Here is a 22,536-nt window from a genome sequence, read left to right as displayed (position 1 = left end):
CCTAGACTTTGTAAGGTTGCTCGGCTCTGTCGTATTGAAGCAAGAGCGTGATATTATAAAAAAGGTGGAAACGTTGTGTTTCCACCTTTTGGTTCATATGAAAAGAGAAATGCTTACTTGAATTGAGCCGTTATGTTCGTATTGCCGCTGATGTCAATCAGGCGCGGGTTGGCGGTGCTGCCATCGGACCATCCGCTAAATACGCTGCCAGCCGAAGGAATGGCTTGGAGCTGCATCTGCATCCCGGTAAAGAACTTGCCTTGGTAATTGCTGCTCGGGAGCTTCATGCCTTCGACAAGAACGGAGCCGTTTCCGCTTGCAGAAATGCTCACGGTTGCTTCGCCCTGGAGGCCGAAGTAGTTACCCAATTCCTGTCTAAAGGTTTGCGTGCGGTTTTGTGCGAATTTTAAGAGGTCGCTACCGCTGGGAGACCAGTTGAATGCCGACTGATTGCGCGGCCAGCGCTGTTCGTCACGTTGCTGTTCGGAACTCGGAATCATGGCGGCCATAGCCTGCACGGTCTTCTGGACCTTTTCGTAAGTCAGGTAGTCGTTCAAGAGAATGCAACCCTGGTTGATGAACAAGCGCTTGAAATCGGGATTGGCCAAAAGTTTTTTGAGCATGTTTCCGATGGTGGTATTTGCGCCGCCCATGCCGAAGCCGCCACCCCAGCCGCCGCCCATGCCGGGCCATTGACCTTGTCCGGGATCTTGTCCGCCCGGTTGCCCATTTCCCTGACCGTTATCCATGGTGGCGCTACCCAGCACCCACTGGAACATGTTGTGGCTTTCGGTATCGAATCCCGTAATGCCAGGAGAGAATCCGTAGCCGTGGTCGACGTCGAAAATCATGAACTTGAACGGGATTCCTTTTTCGGGGCTGCCCCAAGCGCGGATGTTATTGTTCGGCCAGTCGCCGTTATGAATATACATTTCGGCAATCATGTACTGGGCGAAACTGCTCACGTTTAATTTTTGCTTGACTTCTTCGTAAGACGGATTGTTTTCTCCAGCGAAGTTTCCGCTGGTAATCATGTTTGTCAGCTGGCCAAATTCTGCGCTTGAGGCTCCATTGGTGCCGCTGGGCGCCCATCCGTTGACGCAACCCTGGTCGCCGTTGCTGCAGTTCTTGACCACGTTAATGGATTTAGAATCAATGCCATAGTTTGTTTCTACAAAGCTCCTGTTCAGGCGTTCGCGCAAGTCGTGAATGCCAAAATATTCACCGTTGTAGAATACCACCACTTGCAAGCTACGCTGGTAATCTACTTCGGTACCTTCCATAAGGCTTACAAGCATCGGGTCTCCAAAGTAGTCCGTCCAGAAACGGTTACCATTGTTGCGGAGGTTAAAGCTCTTCATCTTCTTTGCTTCGGGGCGAGTCTTGAAGAACGAATACTTGAGCACCTTGTCGCCGTAATCGTCGTTATCCATCTTGATGGCGACACTCTTCTTGGGTTTGTAGCGGCTCCAGTTTCCGATAATCGAAATGCCTGCGTCGATTTCCCAAGTCTTTTCGGTGGTGGAGCTTCCTTTTTCGAAGTATTCCACGTGCACGGGGAGTTCGGTGTCTTTCCAGAAGTTTGCCTGTTGGCAGGGCTCGGTGCATTTCGGGTTGTTGTTGTCCGAAACATTGCCTCCGCCAAAGTTCATGCCGCCGGGCATGCCGCCTCCGTTCAAGTCACCAGTTGCGTAAAGACCCCTGGAAGAGTCGAACATGTCGGTGTGATTCACGGTCAAGGCCACCACAGGCATCGAAACCTTTTCGTTGATAAAGTATGTCTGCGTAGTCGTATCGGCCGCCTGACCGTTCACGAATTCAGAACAGCGGACAACGGTGTTTTGCGTAATCTGCTTGGCCTGAGTGATAGATTCAGAATTCTGGGTGGGGAAGGAACCGTCAAAAGTACACTTGATCTGGCCGCCCTTTTGCGGGGTGGGCGGTTCAATCGTCAAGTTGGAATAGAATCCAGCCTTCGGGAGGAACGTTTCCTTGGCCTTGTGGTTATCATCGTATTCCTTGAGTCCGCTCGAAGAAGAATACGGCATCGTTGCCGATGAAATTTGGATATTCTGGTTCGGATTGTTCGGGTCCGGATTCGGAGTACCGTTCGGATCTGCCGATGCGCTGGAATTAACAGGCTGCGAATTGCTCGACGGATTGTTTTGAACGGGGTCCGGAATCACGACGGGAACGGTCGCTGTGTCGCCCGTATTTGGGTCAATAACTTGGATTGCGGGGACGGTTTCGCCTGTTTCAGGGTTCACGTAAGGAACGGTCGGAATGGTGTCGCCCGTGGAGGGGTCGATGTAATCGCCCGTATTGGGGTCGATATAGGGAGTGGTGTAAGGATTTTCTCCTATAGACGGAGTCGGATCGGTTAGTGCGTTGATGTCTTTAGCATCGTCAGAACAGCCGATTAGCATTGTTCCGGCAATAACTGGAAAAAGAATTAATTTTTTTTGCATAGCAAGCCCCTAGCAATACAGCAATATCTCGCAACACCATAGGCTAAAGTAACAAGATTTATTTCAAAAAGGGGTTTGTTAATGCATTCTTTACAGTTTTTTGTTGTTGTTTGATGTAAATCACAAACGTTTAAAAAATTCACGGGGTGAATTGTTCCGAAAAACGGATTTTTTGAAAAATTTCGTTAATTATGTGTAAAAAATAAATGCCCGGACGGGGTGTCCGGACATTCAAAATCAGCTTAAAAAAGAGGCCGAAAAATTACTTCTTGCAGCACTTGCATTCGGCGATGCACTTGTAAGCGATACCGCCGATTACGCCACCGAGAATCGGGGCGACCCAGAAGAGCCAGAGCTGCTTGATGGCAGCACCGCCAACGAACACAGCCATTGCGGTAGAGCGGGCCGGGTTCACAGACGTGTTGGTCACCGGGATAGAGATGAGGTGGATGAGCGTGAGGCAGAGGCCGATCGCAATCGGGGCAAAGCCTGCAGGTGCGCGACCGTCGGTAGCGCCCATAATCACGAACAGGAAGATAGCCGTGAGCACGGTTTCAATGAGGAATGCGGAGAGCATGCCGGAGGTCTTGCCGCCAAAGGCGTTCAGGCCGTCCTTGAGGGAATCGGACCAGCCGTTGGTAGCGAATGCGCCGATACCTGCGTTGGTGAGGTCGGGGCAGGCAATCACGTAGAGAAGCGCTGCTGCGATGATGCCGCCAATCACCTGGGCCACGATGTAGGCCGGAGCTTCCTTAGCGGGGAAGCGGCCGCCGGCGACTTGACCGAGCGTGACAGCCGGGTTCAGGTGGCAGCCCGAAATGTGGCCGATGGCGTATGCCATGGTGAGCACCGTAAGGCCAAACGCGAGCGACACGCCCACGTAACCGATACCGGTGGTCGGGACGCCGCATGCGAGCACAGCTGCACCGCAGCCGCCAAACACAAGCCAGAAGGTGCCGATTGCTTCGGCAATAGCGCGAGTAGAAAGTTTCATTTGAATTTTCTCCATATATTGAGGGTTAAGAGTCGTGCCTTAATTTAGCAAAAAGGCACTTTTGGAATTGCCCAAGGTTATGTGAAAAAATTTTTTTCGTGCGAAAACGCACACACAAGATTTTCAATCATACGTGTTTAGGGGTAAATTTTGAAAAAAAATGCGGGAGGGGCCCCAGCTCGGAGTTGCGAAGGCCGCACGGGCCCCTCCCTGCACCCTCCCCATCCTTGGCCGACGCTTTATTTTCTAAACGACAACTATTATTTTAATTTGAATTGTTTCCTCGCTTGCACCAAAGAATAGAATGCAAAAAAAGTTCCCCGGGGTTACCGAGGAACTATTAATCTTTATTAAAAAGAAGGACTACTTCTTTTCCGCCGTCTTTGGCATCTGCACGGAGATATGGATGTCCTGCAGCTGCTGGAGGTCCACTTCGCTCGGGCTCTGGTCCATCGGGCTAGAGGCACTCGTGTTCTTCGGGAACGCGATGTAGTCACGGATAGATTCTTCACCTTCCATGGTAGCGACAACGCGGTCCAAGCCGAAGGCGAGACCGCCGTGCGGAGGAGCGCCGTACTTGAAGGCGTCGACGAAGAAGCCGAACTTGGTCTTCACCTGTTCTTCGGAGAGGCCGAGCAGGCGGAACACCTTTTCCTGGACTTCCGGGTTGTGAATACGGATAGAACCACCGCCGATTTCCACACCGTTAAGAACAAGGTCATAAGCTTCAGCGTTGCAATCCTTGAGGTTGCCGCTGAGCATCATGTCCAGGTGTTCCGGAAGCGGGTTGGTGAACGGGTGGTGCATGGCCATGTAGCGGCCTTCGGTGTCGCTGTATTCGAACATCGGGAATTCGGTAATCCAAACAAATTCACGCTTCTTCGGATCGCGGAGACCCTTGATACGGGCGACTTCCAGGCGGAGCTGACCCATGGCGGTAGCTGCAACCTTTTCGGGACCTGCGATGAAGAACATCATGTCGCCGCACTTGGCACCGACAGCGTCGCGGAGTTCGTTGAGCTGTTCGGTAGTAAAGAACTTGCCGACCTGGGTTTCCACTTCGTCATTTTCCTTGACGCGCATCCACACGAGGCCCTTGGAACCATACTTACCCACGTAAGCGGTAAGTTCATCGATCTGCTTACGAGTAAAGTCAACGCAACCCTTAGCAGCGATACCGCGGATCTTGCCACCGGCGGCAACGCAGTTCTTGAACACGCCAAAGTTGGACTTTGCACCGATTTCGGACACGTCGTGAATTTCGAGGTCGAAGCGGAGGTCCGGCTTGTCGCTCCCGTACTTGAGCATGGCTTCAGCCCACTTCATGCGGCGGATGTGGCGCGGCGGTTCGAAGTTCCAAACCTTGCCCAAGACTTCGGTCACGAACTTGTCAAACATTTCCATGACTTCGTCCTGGTTCACAAAGGACATTTCCACGTCGATCTGCGTGAATTCCGGCTGACGGTCGGCGCGGAGGTCTTCGTCGCGGAAGCACTTGGCGATCTGGAAGTAGCGGTCCATGCCTGCAATCATCAAGAGCTGCTTGTACTGTTGCGGAGACTGCGGAAGGGCGTAGAACTTACCCGGGTTCACGCGGGACGGCACGAGGTAGTCGCGGGCGCCTTCCGGAGTGGACTTGCAAAGGCACGGAGTTTCGATGTTTTCAAAACCGTTGGCATAGAAGAAGTCGTACACGGCCTTGAGGAAGCGGCTCTTGAGGAGGAGCTTCTTCTGGATCCACGGACGGCGGAGGTCCAGGTAACGGTACTGCAGGCGCAAGTCGTCGTTTTCCTTGCATTCTTCGTTCGGGTCGTTAATGGCGAGCGGAGAGGTGAGGGCGGCGTTCAAGATTTCGAGCTTGTCTGCCTTGACTTCGATTTCACCCGTGGCGAGCTTTTCGTTGGTGTTGCCTTCTTCGCGGGCGTAGACCTTACCAGTCACGTAAATAACGTATTCGTTACGGAGCTGTTCGGCGGTCTTCAACACGTCGGCGTTGTAGTCCGGGTTGAAAACGATCTGGGTCTTGCCATACTTGTCGCGGAGGTCAACGAAAATCACACCACCATGGTCGCGGCGGCGATCCACCCAACCGGCGAGTGTTACGGTCTGGCCAACATCTTCCTTGCGAAGCTGGCCGCAGTTATGTGTACGTTTCATGGTTGTATCCTTGATAGATAATTTTTCGGGGCAAAATATAGCAAAAAAAAATGCCCCGCCGGAATAGCAAAAAGTTCCCGAAAGGGAACTTTAGGGCGTTTGGCGGGAAACGGGGACTTTTGTAAAGCTACAGTATTCCGTGTTCGCGAAGCATTTTCTCGTACTTGTCGGCACGAGCCTTTTCTTCGTCGGCGCGGGCCTTTTCCTTTTCAGCACGAGCCCTTTCTTTTTCAGCAAGGTCTTTCATGTCGTCGATTTCTTCTTGCCATGTCATGTAGCGTATCCTCGTATTGCTGTCGGTTTGGTACCACTTCACCAGCCTGTCGATATCCTCGGTTTCCGGAGAACTTACCTTGTTAGTGGAGAAATACTCCATGTACTCCCTGATGGTCTTCTCGGCGATTTCGCGGTACTTGTTAAAAATATAAAAGTTTTTGAAAGAAAGATCACACATTTCAATTTTTGGGTCTTCGACTTCGAGATTCTTGAACCTGTAAACGGCACGGCCTTTCCCGAAGATGTCTTCGGGGCAGAGAAAAATGATGTAGAGTTCCTTCAAGTTACGGTATTTTTCGCCCCGGCTCAGGGCATCGCAGTCGCGCATGGCCTGATAGAAACGAGCCCGCTTAGGAATCTCCTTGGTGTCTTCCATTTGGAGCTCGATGTCGAAACTCCGTACAAGCTCGCCGTCGGGGCCAGTTTCCTTCACGAAAACGTCGAAGCGGACTCCCTTACTGGCGGGGCTAACGTCGATGGTCTTTTCCGGTTCGGGTTCTCTGAGTTCATGAATCTTGATGCCGAGTACTGCTTCGAGGAAGGGTTTGGCAATTTCCCTGTGACTAAACACCATTGCGAACATGAACTTATTGGTGATGGTAAGCTGTTCAAAGGGGGTATGTTTTGTTTCCATTTTGTTTTTTCAACCGGAACGCGTCGGTTTTCGCGAATAGAGAACCGCCCCTATCTTTATACTAATACGCCACTTTTGAAAATAGTGTCTGATTTTGCCCCTTTTTGATGAATATGTTTTTTTTTGCTGTACCAATTTCGATTCTGCGATTGGCAGAAATTGTTTACATAAAATGTAAAGTTAAAGCAGTTGTTTTACATAGTTTGTAATATTTCAAAATTTTGTTTTTCTTGAAAATTGAGCAAAATTGGCGTTTTTAGCGCGATTTAACAATTTTTGTAAAGTTGGCATATTTTTTGCAAATAGGGGCGTGGAAAATTATAAAGAGAACTGAATTATGCCAATTAATTTTTCAAAATGGACCGGGTTGGGCAACGATTTCGTGCTTTATGAACCGGGGCAGACGCCGGAATATGGCGCCGCTTTTACAGAAAGGGTAATTAAGCTTTGCGACCGTCGCTTCGGTATCGGTGCCGATGGTGTGGTGATTGTAACGCCGATGGATAAGGACGGTTGCCTGGTGCTCGGCGATTCGGGCGTCGGTGCTAGCGTGGGGCCTGCTGCGAAATCCGTGCCGAACGGTGTCGATTTCGAAATGCGCATCTTTAATGCCGATGGCTCCGAGGCGGCCATGTGCGGCAATGCCACTCGCTGTGTGGCGAAGTTCATTCGCAGTCGCGGTCTTGCAAAAGACGATAGCACGAAGGTTTTTAATCTGCATACCAAGAGTGGCTTGGTGAAGCCCGCGCTTTTAGATGACGGTCGCGTGTGCGTAGATATGGGACTTCCGAGGAATTTCCTGGGCTCGATCAAGCTCACGGCAGACAGCTTCGACTTTACCGCCGAGACGGTCTCGATGGGGAATCCGCACGCGGTGATTTTCGTGGATGACATCGAAAAGATTCAGCTAGAAAAGTGGGGAAGCATTCTGGAAATTGACAGCCAGTTCCCCGACCGTTGCAACATTGAGTTTGCGCAGGTGATTTCCGCTGCGGGAGCGGCGCCCACCCAAATCCGTATGCGGGTTTGGGAACGGGGCTGTGGCGTCACGATGGCTTGTGGTACCGGCAGTTGCGCCACGCTCGTTGCGGCCCAGCGCACGGGCCGCGTGGGCGTCGAAGCCGACGTAATCCTCGACGGCGGTGTTCTCCACATCAAGCACGAAGAAGGTGGCCCCGTCCTGATGACCGGCCCCGCAGAAGAAGTATTTAGAGGGGCGATTGAGGTATGAGGTCGCTCGTAAACTCGCTTTGAGGACGGGCTTCGCCCTCTGAGCATCGAGAAAGACTATTCAAAACTTCACATCCCACACTGTTAATCACTGTCTACTTCCAACTTCCTACTTCCTACTAACACTATGAATTCATCAATCATCAACACAAACTACGACTTGCTGCCTGGCAGCTACCTTTTCTCGACGATCGCCCAGAAAATCAAGGAATATCAGGCGAAAAAGCCCGATGCAGACATCATTCGACTGGGTATTGGCGACGTGACCACGCCCTTGATTCCGGAAGTTATCAAGGCCATGCACAAGGCTGTGGACGAAATGGCCGAAAAGGGAACGTTCCGCGGTTACGGCCCGGAGCAGGGTTACGACTTTTTGCGCGAGGCAATCGTGCGTGGCGAATACACCGCCCGCGGCATCGAAATGGACCCGGATGACATCTTCGTGAGTGATGGTTCCAAGTGCGATGTGGCGAACATCCAGGAACTTTTTACAGAAAATGTAAAGATTGCAATTCCGGATCCGGTTTACCCGGTTTATTTGGACTCCAACGTAATGGCTGGCCGTGCAGGCGTTTTGCAAAGTGACGGACATTTTTCTAAGGTGACCTACCTTGCATCGACTGCCGAAAACAATTTCCAGCCGGATTTGCCCAAGGAACCGGTGCAGCTGATTTACCTTTGCAGTCCGAACAACCCCACGGGTACAGTCCTTAGCCGCGAAACTTTGCAGAAGTTCGTCAACTACGCAAACGAAAACGGAGCATTGATTCTGTTTGACGGCGCCTATAACTGCTACATCCAGGACGAAACCTTGCCGCATTCCATCTTCGAAATTCCGGGTGCGCGCACGTGCGCCATTGAATTCCGCAGCTTCAGCAAGACGGCCGGCTTTACGGGCGTGCGTTGCGCCTACACGGTGATTCCGCACGAACTTTCTAAACTCCGTGCCATGTGGAACCGCAGACAGTGCACCAAGTTCAACGGCGTAAGCTATGTGACCCAGCGTGCCGCCGAGGCAATCTATTCGCCGGTGGGCTGGTTACAGACAAAAGAAGTCATTGCGGGTTACATGCGTACCGCAGGCGTAATCCGCAAGGAACTGACAGCTGCCGGTTACACGGTGTTCGGTGGCGAACATGCCCCGTACATCTGGTGGAAAATCGCAGATGGCGAAAAATCCTTCGATTTCTTTGACCGCCTGCTTGCCACCTGCGAAGTCGTGGGTACTCCGGGTAGCGGCTTTGGCCCCTGCGGCGAAGGATACTTCCGCCTGACCGCCTTCGGTGACTACGAACGCACCTGCGAAGCCCTTAGGAGAATCAGGGGAAAACTCTAAACAATGTGTAATGTGGAATGTGTGATGAATAATTAAACATCTCACATATCTCATTTCACATCTGACATTTCACATCTCACATCATTTACTATCTTATGTCCATGCCCTCTCCAATAGGTTCCGAAATTTCTGTCATCCAGAAGATCAGCGTCGCGATTATTCACGAACGCGATGTGGAAAAGTTGCTGGAAAACGTCCTTGGCATTCTGGAATCCGAACTTGGCATGTTGCGCGGGACCTTTGCGCTCCTGTTCGGTGACACTCTTAAGATTGAAGCTTCCCGCGGGCTCGATGAATCGGAAAAGCAAAAGGGCCTTTACCGTATGGGCGAAGGTATTACGGGCCATGTCGCCGAACGCGGTATTAGCCATGTGATTCCGGACCTGCGCAAGGATTCCCGCTTCTTGAACCGTACGGGTAGCCGCCATTATGACTCCCAGGTGGCTTTTATTTGCGTGCCCCTGATTCACGACGGCCAGGTCATCGGAACGCTCTCGATTGACCGCCCGGTAGACGGCTCTACGGACTTGGACCGCGACGTGGCGCTCCTCGAAATTATTGCAAACATCACCGGCGATGCGGCCAACGAATGCATTGAATTGCACAACGAACACGAAGCCATGCTCGAAGAAAACCGCAAGCTTCGCGATATGCTTTCGAACAACCCCGGCGAACTGGTGGGTAACTGCCGCGAAATGCAGCAGATATACGAACAGGTGCGCCAGGTGGCCCCGAGCGATGCGACGGTCTTGATTCGTGGCGGTAGTGGTACGGGTAAAGAGATGATCGCCCGTGCAATTGTAAATTTGTCTGCAAGAAAGGATAAGCCCTTCATTACGCTCAACTGCGCAGCCCTCCCCGAGAACCTTGTAGAAAGCGAACTTTTCGGTCACGAGAAGGGTGCATTTACGGGTGCGGTGAATCGCCGTATCGGTCGTGCCGAAGCTGCCGACGGGGGAACGCTCTTCCTCGATGAAATTGGCGACCTGACGATGCAAACTCAGGTGAAACTGTTGCGCTTCCTGCAGGAACGCACCTTTAGCCGTGTGGGCAGCAACGAAGAACTTCATTCCGATGTGCGATTCCTGGCGGCAACCAGCCGTAACTTGGAAGAACTGATTGCGCAGGGCAAGTTCCGCGAAGACTTGTTTTACCGCCTGAACATTTTCCCGATTACCATGCCCGACTTGGCAAAGCGTAAGTCCGACATCATCTTGCTCGCGGAACATTTCATCGAAAAGATGAACCTTCGCTACAACAAGAAGATTGTTCGCCTTTCGACGACGGCCATCAACTTGCTCATGAGTTACCACTGGCCGGGCAACGTGCGTGAACTGGAAAACTGCATGGAACGCGCGGTGCTTACCGCAAGCGACGACTGCATTCACAGCTACAACTTGCCGCCTTCGCTGCAGACGAGCCTTAGCGTCGGTCCTTCCGGTGCCGTGGCTGCCAAGACCGCTCCGCTCGAAGTGATGATGAACAATTACGAACGCGAAATCATTACCGAGGCCATCAAGCGCAATAACGGTAACCTTTCTGCCGCGGGTCGCGACTTGGGCGTGTCTCCGCGCATGATGAATTACCGCATGAACAAGCTCGGAATCAAGTCCGGACATTGATCTGCCTCGCAGAAATCCCCGAACTAATCTATATTTAGGTTATGTTTGGATTTTACCGATTCGCATCTGTTTGCCCGACGCTGAAAGTCGCCGATACCGCCTACAATACGGCTGAAATTATCCGTTGCGCCCGCGAGGCGATTGACGGGGGAGCGGCCTTTGTCGTGTTCCCCGAACTCAGCATTACGGGGTACACCTGCAGTGACCTGTTCCATCAGGAGCTGTTGCTTAAAAAGAGCCTGGAATCGCTTTCGGAGATTGCGAAGGCTTTTGCGGATAGCGATACGGTGATTGCGGTGGGACTTCCGCTTCGTATGTTCGGTTGCCTCTACAACTGCGCCGCCTTTGTGCAGAAGGGTAAGCTTGTGGCGGTGACGCCCAAGATTCATTTGCCGAACCAGCGCGAGTTCTACGAAAAACGTCATTTCTCGAGTGGTCGCGACTTGTTGCGCGGCGGTGCGGCAGGGGCTGCGCCGGTTTGCCGAGTCGAAGGGTTTGGCGATGTGCCGGTGACGAACTTCTTTACGGTGAATGGCGAAGGCTCCGAGGTCCGCGTGGGTGTGGAACTTTGCGAAGACTTGTGGACGGCGGTGCCGCCGAGTGGCGAACTTGCCCTGGCCGGTGCGAACGTGATTGTGAACCTGTCGGCAAGCGATGCCTTGGTGGGCAAGCGCGATTACCGCCGCAACCTGGTGATGAACCAGTCCGCTCGCTGCATGGCGGCCTACGTTTATTCGTCGGCGGGCGTGCATGAATCGACGACGGACATGGTCTTTAGCGGGCACTTGATGATTGCCGAGAACGGCAGCATGATTGCCGAAAGCAAGCCGTTTAGCCGCGAATCTGAAATTATTTACGCAGACGTGGACGTGGAACGCCTGAACATGCAGCGCTTGAGCGAAGGTTCGTTCCAGGATTTCGACAGCCGCAGCTTTTATGCGCGCGCGGCGAGTTTCGCTTGTCTGCGTGCGATTGATAGCCTCAAGTACCGCTTTGTGGCGCCGATGCCGTTTGTGCCGGGCAACATCGAAACTCGCGACAAGTCCTGCACCGAGATTTTCAATATCCAATGCGCAGGACTTGCGAAGCGACTCGAAGCGTCGCATTCTGCGCGCGCGGTGATTGGCCTTTCGGGCGGCTTGGATTCTACGCTTGCCTTGCTCGTTGTTGCCGAAACATTCAAGCTCCTGAAGCGCCCTGCTTCTGAAATCCTGGTGCTCACGATGCCCGGATTCGGCACGACCAAGCGCACCAAGAGCAATGCGGTGACGCTTGCAGAACTTTTGGGCACGGAACTGCGCACGGTCGATATCCAGAAGGCTTGCCTGCAGCATTTTGCCGACATCGGTCACGATCCCAAGAATCTGAGTGTGACTTACGAGAATGTTCAGGCCCGCGAACGCACGCAGATTCTGATGGACATTGCCAACAGCGTAGGCGGAATCGTCATCGGTACGGGCGACCTTTCTGAAATCGCTCTCGGCTGGAGCACTTATAACGCTGACCACATGTCCATGTATGCAGTGAACTGCGATATTCCGAAAACGCTCGTGCGCCATGTGGTGGGCTGGTATGCGGACCATGCCGAAAGCTTTACCGTCGACAAGGCGAAGGCCTCGGAACTTGCAAGCGTCCTTCGCGATATTTTAGACACGCCGGTGTCGCCGGAACTTTTGCCTGCCGATTCTAACGGCCAGATTGCGCAGAAGACCGAAAGCATCTTGGGTGCCTACGAAATCCACGACTTCTATTTGTATCACTTCGCAAAGTACGGCGCCGCTCCGCAAAAGCTCCTGTTCCTCGCGAAGTATGCCTTTGCCGGCAAGTTCAGCGACGAAGAATTGGAAAAGGCCTTAGCCGTATTCGTGCGCAGGTTCTTTACGCAACAGTTCAAGCGCAGCTGCATTCCTGATGGCCCGAAAGTCGGTACAATCTCCTTGTCGCCACGCGCCGACTGGCGTATGCCCAGCGATTCAAGCTTCAGTGACTGGATGTAATTGAACTACGTCATTGCGACCCTGTAGGGGGAAGCAATCTATTGCTTGTTAGGCTTCTTGGCGATAAGCTCGTCGAACGTTTTTTCGCGTTCTTCGGGCTTCTTTAGACCTAAAGCTTCGTCAAAAATATCGGATGAATCACGATAATCTACGGGTTCTTCGTTCAAATAATTGTCTACAAAAAATGAATTACCCCTACTGGGAATAAATCCGAAAACTAAACATGTTATTCCGGTGATGACGGCCCAAAAGATAAATAGGATGATCATTAGAAAAAAATCGGCTCCTATACATAAAAAGAATAATGTCATTACAAGGTAAAAACCTGTAAAGACTAACCATGTATATAGCCTACCTTTCATCTTATCAGTCATGCTATAAATATAAACTAATGAAAAAAGAAATGCTGATGCTGAAACGAGTTCAGCATGACAGTAGGCGAGGAATGGAGGTGCCGGAACGAGTCCGGCAAGACAAGTAAGAAGATAATCGCTTAGCAAGCGATAATAAAGCGTCGGCCAAGGATGGGGAGGGTGCAGGGAGGGGCCCGTGCGGCCCTCGCAAAAGTGTGCAAGTGAGTGTCGCACAGGCAAGTTTACTTGCCTGTATGACTGAACGTAGCCACGGACGCATAGCGTCCACTCCGAGCTGGGGCCCCTCCCGCATTATCAAGGGGTTTTAGGGGTGTACCCCTAGGCGAGAGGGTAGCGGATGCCGCGGGCGGCAGGAGCGAGGGGGAGGCGTCCCCCTTTTTACTTAGTCAAACAGTTCCGGGTCGGATTCGTCGGAGCCTTCGTCTTCACTGGATCCGTCGTCGAAACTGTCGGGTGGGGTAATGCGGGTGGCGCGCTTCACCTTCTTCGCGGTGAACTTGCTACCCAGAGCCTTGTAACCCTTGACTTCGGCGACTTCGGTGAGGTCAAGTTCTTCCTTCTGGACTTCGCGGCCTACCTGGTATTCCATGAGTTCGCGGGCGTCTTCGGTCGCGAAGAATTCAATCATCTGCGTGTCCTTGTGGTCGGACACGAGGCTGAATTCCGTGGTCATGGGGCAGCCTTCCAGGTTGAAACGCTTCACCATGTAGTTGAAGTTGCCGCCTTCGAAGTAGAGGATCGTAAAGACTTGTTCCGGATCGAACTTGTGGATGTACTTGACACCGGTACCCACGAGAATCGGGTCGGCCATGTCGTGCACGCGGGCGGTACCGTTTTCCTTGACAATCAGGATCTTGTCCTTTTCGCCGAATTCGCCGATGCGGTCGCCCTTCTTCTGGGTGCTGATGATGCCGGCGAGGGCGTCAAAGTAGAGAACGCGGGCGCCCAAGGTGCTTACACCCTTGCGGACGCGCTTGATGCTCTTGACCGGGTACTTGGTCACAATGTTACCCATGGCGCCGCGGCCCTTCACGTCGATGGAGCTGAAATCCACCTCGAAGTTGAGCTTGGTGCGCGGACGCGGCTTGAGTGTGACTTCCACGACTTCGGCTTCGCCGTTCAGGTTGCTGGACATGTACAAAATCTTGCTGCCGGGCTTGCCCTTACCCATAAAGTAATCCTTGTCGCGGGTGACGCCACCCACGTTGAATCGCTTGATGTAGTAGGCCCCGTCCTTGCCGTCCTGGTGAATCACGTTATAAATGTGGCGGTCGTCGTCCTTCTTGAACTTTTCAACGAGCAAGATGTTCTTGCCCACAAAGTCCTTGTCGCTGACCTTGACGACCTTGAAGCTGCCATCGGCCTTGAACACGATCAAGTCGTCATATTCGGACACGTCGAAGAGGTATTCTTCCTTCTTCATGCCGGTGCCGAGGAAGCCTTCCTTGCGGTTTACGTAAAGCTTCTGGTTGGCGAGAGCCACATGCACGGCTTCGACCTTGCCGAATTCCGCAATCTGCGTGCGGCGTTCCTTGCCTTCGCCGTACTTTTTCAAGATATTCTTGAAGTGCTCGATGGTGTATTCGGTAATGTGTTCCTGGTTGTACTTGCAGGTGGCGATGCTTTCTTCCAGTTCCTTCAAAAGCTGGTCGGCCTTTTCGCGGTCGTAATGGCTGATGCGGCGGATCGGAATTTCGATGAGCTTGCCGATTTCTTCGTCAGTGACTTCTTTGCGGTGTAGGCGCTTGAGGTAAGGAGTGAGTCCTTCGCGCACGAGGCTGATAATCTGTTCGCGGTCTTTTGCCTTCTTGATGACCTCGTAGACTTCCTTTTCGATGAAGATTTTTTCGAGGGTGGTCATGTGCCACTTGTCTTCGAGGTGCTTGAGTTCGTTGGCGAGTTCCCATTCCAAAAGCTTGACCGTGTGCTCCGTGTTCATGCGGAGAATATCGGAGACGCCGAGGAATTTCGGGTGCTTGTCGACGATCACGCAGGTGCAGGGTGAAATGGACTTTTCGCAGTCGGTAAAGGTATAGAGGGCGTCGATGGCGACCTGCGGGTCGGTGCCCGGCTGCAGGTGCACGAGGATTTCGACTTCTTTACTCGTGTTGTCGTCGACGTGCTTAATCTTGATTTTACCCTTATCGTTTGCCTTCACGATGCTTTCGATGAGGCTTACGGTGGTGGTGCCGTAGGGGATTTCGCGGATGGCGAGCGTCTTGTTGTCGACCTTTTCTATCTTCGCGCGCACGCGGACCTTGCCGCCGCGCTGGCCGTCGTTGTAGTCGCTCACGTCGATGATGCCGCCCGTGAAGAAATCCGGGTACAGCGTAAACTTTTTGCCCTTCAAAATCGCGATGCTAGCTTCGCAGAGTTCGCGGAAGTTGTGGGGGAGAATCGAGGTCGAAAGACCCACGGCAATGCCGTCCACACCTTGGGCGAGCAAGAGCGGGAACTTGACCGGGAGCGTCACCGGTTCCTGGCTACGGCCATCGTAGCTCGGAATCCATTCGGTTGTTTCGGGATTGAACACCACATCGATAGCGAACGGCGTGAGGCGGCCTTCGATATAACGCGGTGCTGCGGCGCGGTCGCCCGTGAAGGGGTTACCCCAGTTACCCTGGGTGTCAATCAGCAAATTCTTCTGGCCGAGTCCCACGAGAGCATCGCCAATGGATGCGTCGCCGTGCGGGTGGTAGGCCATGGTTCGACCGACGATGGTAGCCACCTTCTGGTAGCGGCCGTCGTGGTTTTCGAAAAGGGAATGCAGAATGCGGCGCTGCACCGGCTTAAGTCCGTCCTCATAGTAAGGAACGGCACGGTCCAAAATCACATAGCTGGCGTAGTCCAGGAACCACCCGTCGTAGAGTTTTTCAAGGTGGTTAACGTTTGAAAGTCCAAGGGTCGAATCTTTAGTTTCTTCGCTCATATTTTAAACTCTAATTAAAACTCTATGGATTGCTTCGTCGCCTAAGGCTCCTCGCAATGACGTTTATGGCTTAAATTTCAACGTACGGACACAATATAAAAAAAAGTAGTGTCAAAAAAATGACACTACTGCACAAAGGGGCAAAAGAACGCCTGTTAGAAGCTGAAGATGGCTTCGACACCGAACTTGAGGTTCACGTCTTCGCCGTAGTCAATCGTAGAAACGGCTGCCTGATGGCCGTCCTTTTCCCAGTCGTCACCCATGGGGAGAATCGCCATGAGGAAGCCGGTAACGTCAAGACCGTCAACCGGGGTGAAGTAAGAACGCAAACCGAAGTTCAAAGAACCGAGGTCGGTATCGTCATCAAGAGAGTTCGAGTGCAGTTCGCCAACGGCACCGAGGGCGAATGCGTCGTTGAACTTGATGATGCCTTCGCCGTAGGCAAACATGTATTCCGGAATTTCAGTGTCATGAATCGTTGCCTTTTCCAGATTGTCGTCCAGCAGGGCATAGAAGAAACCGCCCTTGACAGTTACGTTGGCAACCTTGAAGGTGGGTTCTGCCAAGAAGGCATGAGTGAATTTCGGATTGGACTTGGTAATGTTGTCTTTATGCAACCCGTAGACGGCGTGAATAGCGAAGGGACCGAATTCGAGGGCGGCGTCCAAACCGGCGTGGAATTCGCTTTCGTCTTCAATCTGCCAGTTCTGGTAATGAACGAACGGGCGGAGTGCCTGGCCGGCCAGGTCAAACTGGTAAGCGGCATGCACGTCGTAGCTCTTGCAGGCCTTATCTGCAGGAATCGGGTTGCCGTTTGCATCGTAGTACTGGTTGCTGCAGGTGTAGTCAGCGCCGCTTCGGGTAAGGCCAAAGGCGAGCTGCAGGCCGTAGAGATCGAGTTCGATACCACGGACATCGTGTTCCTTCATTCCGACGGCGTAGTCAGCAGGATCATTATAGTCGTAGTAGTCGAATGCGCCTTCGGAATAGGTCATGTCACCAAACTTGATGGCGAAGTTTTCGTTCCTCTGGTATTGAACGAATGCACCGTTATAGTGAACTTCCGGCGAGGTCCCTTCGCCATCGGCTTCGATTTCAACCTGAGCTGACCACTTGTCGTTAAACTTTACCTGGAAATCGACGTCGACGGTAGACCAGAAATCATGATAGAAGTCTCGTTCGTTGTCATTTCGCCAGTTGACGTAGGTGTCAAATTCTGCCTGGCCGGAGACCTTGAATTCCATGGCCTTCTTGCCTTCGGGGGCGGGGTCAGCCTTGGTGATGTTCAGACGTTCTACGAAAGAGGCGCCTTCCTTAGCATCTTCTTTTCTTTCTTCGGCTTTGGGCTCTTCAGCCTTGGCAACTTCTTCTTTCTTTTCTTCAATTTTAGGTTCTTCTGCCTTGGCGGCTTCATCCTTTTTCGGTTCTTCAGCAACCTTGGCTTCTTCGGCCTTCGGGGCTACTGCTGCGGTGTCGGCAGCCGGAGCTGCGGCTTGTTGAGTAGCGGGCTGGACTGTTTCAGCCTTCGGGGCTTCGGCAGCGGGTTGTGCTGCAGGAGCGGCGGCCGGTTGTGCGGCAGGCTGGGTAGCGGGTGCTGCGGCAGGGGCAGCAGCCGGGGTGGCTTGAGCAAAAGCGCTTGCGGCGGCGAGGCCGAGCACGATTGCAGAAAGTTTCATGGTTTTCATTAGGTGCTCCTTATGGATGTTAATCTTAACGAAATTTAACAATGTAAACGGATTTTGACGAAACGAACGAAAAAAAGTGCCTTTGGGGAGGCACTTTTCTGGATGTTGCGCAGATTTATTACTAGTTCTGGGACGAAATTTCGCTGAGAGCCTCTTCCATGTACTTGCCAAAGAGCTTGGAAATGGTTTCGGCCGTGGTTCTCGGTTCGCGGTTGTCCATGCTTAGCTTTTCGTCAAAACTTTTTTCCCAGATGGCTTGGTCGCTTTCGGTTTTGCGGAAGGTCAGCTGCATTGCGAGACGTGCATACTGCGAAGAACCTTCATCAACTTCTTCGATAGCGACGATGTTTCCCAAGAATTCAAAATCGGGCTTGCCAGTCGGTTTGGTTTCTACAGTCTTGAAAAGTCCGCTCTTGGCGATGTATTCGCTTGCTACTTGGGCCATCATGTGTTCTGGGCGGCTGGCCCACAGGTCCAGGTCGTAGAACATGAAGTCGTAGGCGGATTCGCGGTAGACGATGTTTGCTCGCTGGTAGGCGGGCTCAATGGTAAACTTGCGCACTTGCAGGCGTTTGTCGGCGTATGCGCTAGATGTGGGGGCCTGGATGTTTTCGACCGCAATCGTATAATACTTTGTCGGTTCGCTGGAACCGCCGCCCAGGCAGGCGGTGAGCGAGAACGCTAATAAGGCCGCAAATGCAATAAGGATGATTTTCTTTTTGATCATATTATTTTCTCCGGCTCTTGTTTTCGGCGTGAATCAGTACCGACGGGTTGTTCTTGATTTTCTGCGTAAATTCTTCGAGGTTTTCGAGGACGGCGTTGAGTTCCACGACGGCGTCGCCCACCTGGTCCTGGTTCTTGTACACCACCTGGTCAAGTCGCTGCGTGAGCTGCCTGATAGATTCCATCGCTTGCGTCAGGTTCTCGTTCATCGCCTTGGTATCGATGGCTTCGAGCTTTTCCTTGACCAGGTCCATGTTTTCGCTGGTCTTTGCCGCGATTTTAGCATCTTCGATTTCAGTAAGGACGTTCTTCATCGAGTTCGCCGCATTCGAGATGTTGTTGATGGGCGCGTTCAGGTTCTGCGTCAGCCGGTTCAGGTTTTGCGTAGCACTTTCGAAATTCTTGAGCGAATTGCTGATGCTTTGCGTATTTTCTTCGGAGAAGAGGCTGTTGATGTTGGTCATCAGCGAGTCGACATGAGCGATGATATCGGTCGTCTTGTTGGCGATCGCATCGAATGCCGTCTTTTCGGCAGGGACATAACCACCTTCGGCGACGTCGGGTTCGTCAAAGCGGCCTCCCGAAAGCACAATTTGCTTTTCGCCGGTGAGTGATATGCCGTGAGTCATGCCCGCGCGGGTGCCTAGCTTGATGGGTGTACCCTTGTTCACGCGGAAACGGACGACCACCTGGTTCAGGTTCGAGGAATCGATCGCAATTTCGGTCACGTTACCGACGTCGATACCGTTCAGCTTGACCTGCGCATCCTTGTAAAGGCCGATGACAGATTCGTTGAATATGGTATAATAGTTGTCGAATTCCTTGTTCAAGAATCGCGAAAGTACATAGCCCAGGAACACGCAAATCATGATTCCGCAGAGGAGCATGAAGGCGCCAATCTTGATTCTTTCGGCACGTGTGGTTTCCATGGTTACTCCAAATCAGTCAATAAAGTTAAAATGGTAATATTCATTGTGGTCTTCTTCCTTGGGACATTGCCTGTTGAAGAAGTGCCTGAGTATCGGGTCGTCACTGTCAAGCCCTTGCTGCAAGGTGCCGTCCATGAGCACGTAGCCGTCTTTCAGGTAAATAAAGCGGTCGCAGACGATCTTGATGCTCTCGAGTTCGTGGCTCACGATGACCATCGAGACCCCGAGCGTGTCGCGGAGCTCCAGCAGCAGTTCATCGAGGGAGCGTGCGGTCACCGGGTCGAGGCCGGTCGAGGGCTCATCGCAAAAGAGCAACTCTGGCTTTAGCGCGATGGCGCGGGCAAGGGCCGCGCGGCGTTTCATGCCGCCCGAAAGCTCGGAAGGATACTTGTGGAATGCATGCAGCAGGTGCACTTTTTCAAGGCGGTCGGCGACAATCGCTTCCATCTGTTTTTTGGGCATGTAGGGCATGCTGCGAATCAGCGGGAGCATGGCGTTTTCGGCCACGGTCAAATCCGAAAGGAGCGCTCCGTTCTGGAACAACACGCCCGTACGCAGGCGAGTCTCGAAATCGAGCCCTTCCTTGGCTCCGAACGTCTTGCCGAAATAGGTGATGGTTCCGCTTTCGGACTTGTAGAGCTTGAGGATGTTGTTCATGAGCGTCGATTTTCCGCAACCGGAACTTCCGAGAATCATGCGGATTTCGCCCTTCTTGACATCGAACGAAATATCGTTCAAAACGGTCTTTCCGTCGTAACCGGCTTTCAGGTGATCTACTTTGAGTGTAATGTCGTCCATTGTTGCCCCTAGTAGAATATAAAGCTGAACGCGCAGTCTGCGACGATGATGGCAGAAATCGAAACCACGACGCTGGAGGTTGTTGCGAGGCCCACCGCTTCGGCACCGCCTTCGGCATTTAAGCCCTTGTTGCAAGAAATCAGCGTGACCAGCCAACCGAATGCGATGGATTTCACGGTGCTCTTTAAGAAAAGAATCGGCGGAATCCCGTCGCGAATGGACTGGAAGTAGTTCGCAAACGAAATATCAAAGAAAAAGTAGCCAATCAGGAAACCGGCGAGGCAGCCCGCGATACCTGCGCAGAAGGCAAGAATCGGCGTGCAGATGGTCATCGCGATAAAGCGGGGTACCACCAGGTACTGCACCGGCGAAATCGCCATGGTCTTAATAGCCTTGATTTCTTCGCAGACGCTCATGTTTGCAATTTCTGCGGCAATGGAGCTGCCGGAACGCCCCGCCAAGATAATCGTCGTGAGTAGCGGGCTGATTTCTGCAAAAATCAGGTAGCCAAGCCCCGAGGCGAGGTAGGAACCGCCGCCCACGGCCTTGAGCATAAACGAACTCTGGAGCGCCATGGTAAAGCAGATGAGGGCGACCATCAGAAAGCAGATGCCCGTGGCTTCGGTGCCGAGCATAAAGACCTGCTTGGCGGTGCCGCCGAACTTGCTGCGCCCTTTGTCGAAAGGTCCGCAAATCATCCAGTAGATGCACATGTTCAAGAGGATGAACACCTCGGCGACTTCCTTGGCGATGATTGCGGTCTTTGCACCGATGGCTTCGAGGAAGTTGCTGTAGCCGGTCTTGACTTTTTCGGGAATTTTTTCTTTCTTGAGCGCCCTGAGCTGCGCCTTGATTTCTTCGCTAAAGTGGGCGAGCGTGAGCTTGTTGCCGCTCTTTTCGCTTAAGTCGGCAAGGAGCGCAAAGAATGCGTCGCCGCTGTAGTCCATGCGCGTGAGGGAAGAACCGTCGAGGTTGAGCGGCTCCTTGTAGAGCGTGCGCCTGCACTCCCGCAACAATTCTTTGCTGTTTGCGGCCGTAAGGGTGGCGGGGAGTGTAATCGTTCTTCCTTCCATTAAGGCCAAATCTAGAAAATCGGTAAAATTTGTGTTACTTTTTTTGCTTTTTTACGACGAAAAGCCTTATAATGAAGATAATTCGCTGTTCGTTTACTCTTTCCACGGGGCTTCGCTGCGTTCCTTCTCTTTCTGTTCGTGGGCTTCGCGCTTTTTGTGCCAGGCGGCGAGCTGATTCTTGAAGGTTTCCTTGAGACGTTCCATGCCGATGTTTTCGCGGGCGCTCACCTGGATTGCCTCGGGATAATTCTCGCGGAGTTCCGTACGGCGTGCCTCGTCGCAGATTTCGGCCTTGTTGAATACGCGGATTCTCGGTGTTTCGGGGCTGATAATGCCTTCGAGCGTTCGGTGCGTGACTTCGAGGTGCTCGCGGTAATCGGGCGCAGAACCGTCAACGACTTCCAAAATGCAGTCTGCATGGGCGGCCACGCCGAGCGTACTCTTGAAGGTCTCGATTAAGTTGTGCGGAAGTTTGCGGATAAAACCGACTGTGTCTGACAAAATGATGTTTTCGCCGTCCAAATAGAGTTTTCGTGTGGTACTGTCGAGGGTGGCGAACAGCTTGTCTTCTACGTATACATCGGCGCCGGTCAAGCGGTTGGTCAGCGTAGACTTGCCCGCGTTCGTGTAGCCTACGATTCCGATGTGGAAAATGTCGTTACGGTTTTCTGCCTGGCTTTCGCGGGCGTCCTCGATTTTTTCAAGCTTCTTTTTAAGTTCCTGGATGCGTTTGCGGATCATGCGGCGGTCGGTTTCGAGCTGGGTTTCACCAGGGCCCTTGGTGCCGATACCTCCATTGTGCTGGCGGCAAAGGTGAGTCCATGCGCCAGTGAGGCGTGGCATCATGTACTGTAACTGCGCCACTTCAACCATTAAGCGGCTTTCGGCGGTAATGGCATGCTTTGCAAAAATGTCGAGAATAAGGCCGGTTCTGTCGAGAACCTTGATTCCAGGGAGTCTCTGCTCCAGGTTACGAACTTGCGAGCCCGAAAGATCGTCGTCGAACACGACCATCTTGGCGTCTTGTTCTTCGAGGGCGCGCTTGACTTCGTTTACCTTGCCTTCGCCAATGAGCGTTGCCGGACTGAAATTCTGCACTCGTTGTAAAAAACTCTGCACGACTTCGGCACCTGCAGTTTCAGCAAGTCTTCCAAGTTCTGCAAGCTGTTCGGTAGCAAGCCAAGGACGCACTTTGGGTGTAGAAATCCCGACAAGAATGCAGCGTTCTTTTTGTGGCTTGTGTTCAATGGTCAAATCCTTCATACGAGCTACATATTAGAAAAAACTTTTTGTTATAATTGCTGTATA

General features: G+C 52.6%; 16 protein-coding genes. 4 read left to right on the top strand and 12 right to left on the bottom strand.

The annotated features are described in order from the left end of the window. Positions 1 to 113: 113 nt before the first annotated feature. The 4 genes from B7988_RS03765 to B7988_RS03750 all read right to left on the bottom strand — a co-directional run bounded on the left by B7988_RS03765 (position 114) and on the right by B7988_RS03750 (position 6,529). Positions 114 to 2,468 carry a CotH kinase family protein gene (locus B7988_RS03765; protein WP_088656882.1) on the bottom strand — a complete coding sequence of 785 codons (2,355 nt, stop codon included), beginning with the start codon at positions 2,466 to 2,468 and terminating at the stop codon, positions 114 to 116. 262 nt (positions 2,469 to 2,730) lie between these two features. Continuing rightward, positions 2,731 to 3,462 (bottom strand): aquaporin Z, encoded by a 732-nt coding sequence (gene aqpZ, locus B7988_RS03760; RefSeq protein WP_073322377.1) that lies wholly within the window; start codon positions 3,460 to 3,462, stop codon positions 2,731 to 2,733. A gap of 363 nt (positions 3,463 to 3,825) precedes the next feature. Further along, on the bottom strand, positions 3,826 to 5,619 hold the full coding sequence (gene aspS / locus B7988_RS03755) for an aspartate--tRNA ligase (RefSeq protein ID WP_088656881.1): 1,794 nt from the start codon (positions 5,617 to 5,619) through the stop codon (positions 3,826 to 3,828). 127 nt (positions 5,620 to 5,746) lie between these two features. Next, positions 5,747 to 6,529: an Rpn family recombination-promoting nuclease/putative transposase gene (locus B7988_RS03750; protein WP_073322373.1), complete on the bottom strand. Its 783-nt coding sequence runs from the start codon at positions 6,527 to 6,529 to the stop codon at positions 5,747 to 5,749. Between the two features lie 337 nt (positions 6,530 to 6,866). On the opposite strand from B7988_RS03750, the gene dapF reads away from it, so the two are divergent. The 4 genes from dapF to B7988_RS03730 all read left to right on the top strand — a co-directional run bounded on the left by dapF (position 6,867) and on the right by B7988_RS03730 (position 12,714). Next, positions 6,867 to 7,760: a diaminopimelate epimerase gene (gene dapF / locus B7988_RS03745; RefSeq protein WP_170930526.1), complete on the top strand. Its 894-nt coding sequence runs from the start codon at positions 6,867 to 6,869 to the stop codon at positions 7,758 to 7,760. A 126-nt stretch (positions 7,761 to 7,886) separates the two neighbouring features. Then, a complete protein-coding gene (locus B7988_RS03740; protein WP_088656880.1) occupies positions 7,887 to 9,095 on the top strand; it encodes an LL-diaminopimelate aminotransferase in 1,209 nt (402 codons plus the stop codon). Positions 9,096 to 9,190: 95 nt separating this feature from the next. Then, positions 9,191 to 10,717, top strand: a complete 1,527-nt coding sequence (locus B7988_RS03735; protein WP_088656879.1) for a sigma 54-interacting transcriptional regulator — start codon at positions 9,191 to 9,193, stop codon at positions 10,715 to 10,717. Between the two features lie 41 nt (positions 10,718 to 10,758). Beyond that, positions 10,759 to 12,714: an NAD(+) synthase gene (locus tag B7988_RS03730; protein WP_088656878.1), complete on the top strand. Its 1,956-nt coding sequence runs from the start codon at positions 10,759 to 10,761 to the stop codon at positions 12,712 to 12,714. A 38-nt stretch (positions 12,715 to 12,752) separates the two neighbouring features. Here the strand turns inward: B7988_RS03730 and B7988_RS15380 are convergent, their stop codons facing one another. The 8 genes from B7988_RS15380 to hflX form a co-directional block, all read right to left on the bottom strand. Then, positions 12,753 to 12,881 (bottom strand): hypothetical protein, encoded by a 129-nt coding sequence (locus tag B7988_RS15380; protein ID WP_256375155.1) that lies wholly within the window; start codon positions 12,879 to 12,881, stop codon positions 12,753 to 12,755. Positions 12,882 to 13,470: 589 nt separating this feature from the next. Continuing rightward, positions 13,471 to 16,017 (bottom strand): DNA gyrase/topoisomerase IV subunit A, encoded by a 2,547-nt coding sequence (locus B7988_RS03720; protein WP_088656877.1) that lies wholly within the window; start codon positions 16,015 to 16,017, stop codon positions 13,471 to 13,473. Positions 16,018 to 16,172: 155 nt separating this feature from the next. Further along, positions 16,173 to 17,702 (bottom strand): hypothetical protein, encoded by a 1,530-nt coding sequence (locus B7988_RS15010; RefSeq protein WP_088656876.1) that lies wholly within the window; start codon positions 17,700 to 17,702, stop codon positions 16,173 to 16,175. A gap of 121 nt (positions 17,703 to 17,823) precedes the next feature. Continuing rightward, positions 17,824 to 18,429 carry an ABC-type transport auxiliary lipoprotein family protein gene (locus B7988_RS03710; RefSeq protein ID WP_088656875.1) on the bottom strand — a complete coding sequence of 202 codons (606 nt, stop codon included), beginning with the start codon at positions 18,427 to 18,429 and terminating at the stop codon, positions 17,824 to 17,826. 1 nt (position 18,430) lies between these two features. After that, on the bottom strand, positions 18,431 to 19,357 hold the full coding sequence (locus B7988_RS03705; RefSeq protein ID WP_088656874.1) for an MlaD family protein: 927 nt from the start codon (positions 19,355 to 19,357) through the stop codon (positions 18,431 to 18,433). A 12-nt stretch (positions 19,358 to 19,369) separates the two neighbouring features. Beyond that, a complete protein-coding gene (locus tag B7988_RS03700; protein ID WP_073322353.1) occupies positions 19,370 to 20,155 on the bottom strand; it encodes an ATP-binding cassette domain-containing protein in 786 nt (261 codons plus the stop codon). An 8-nt stretch (positions 20,156 to 20,163) separates the two neighbouring features. Further along, entirely contained in the window at positions 20,164 to 21,228 is a 1,065-nt protein-coding gene (locus B7988_RS03695) for an ABC transporter permease (protein ID WP_088656873.1), read from the bottom strand. Positions 21,229 to 21,321: 93 nt separating this feature from the next. Beyond that, positions 21,322 to 22,491, bottom strand: coding sequence for a GTPase HflX (gene hflX / locus B7988_RS03690; RefSeq protein ID WP_088656872.1), 1,170 nt, complete (start codon positions 22,489 to 22,491; stop codon positions 21,322 to 21,324). Positions 22,492 to 22,536: the final 45 nt, after the last annotated feature.

Origin of the sequence: Fibrobacter sp. UWB1 (assembly GCF_002210325.1) — a bacterium.
GTDB lineage: Bacteria > Fibrobacterota > Fibrobacteria > Fibrobacterales > Fibrobacteraceae > Fibrobacter.
Note: the sequence above shows the minus strand (reverse complement) of the source record. Positions and strands in the feature narration are given on the sequence as shown.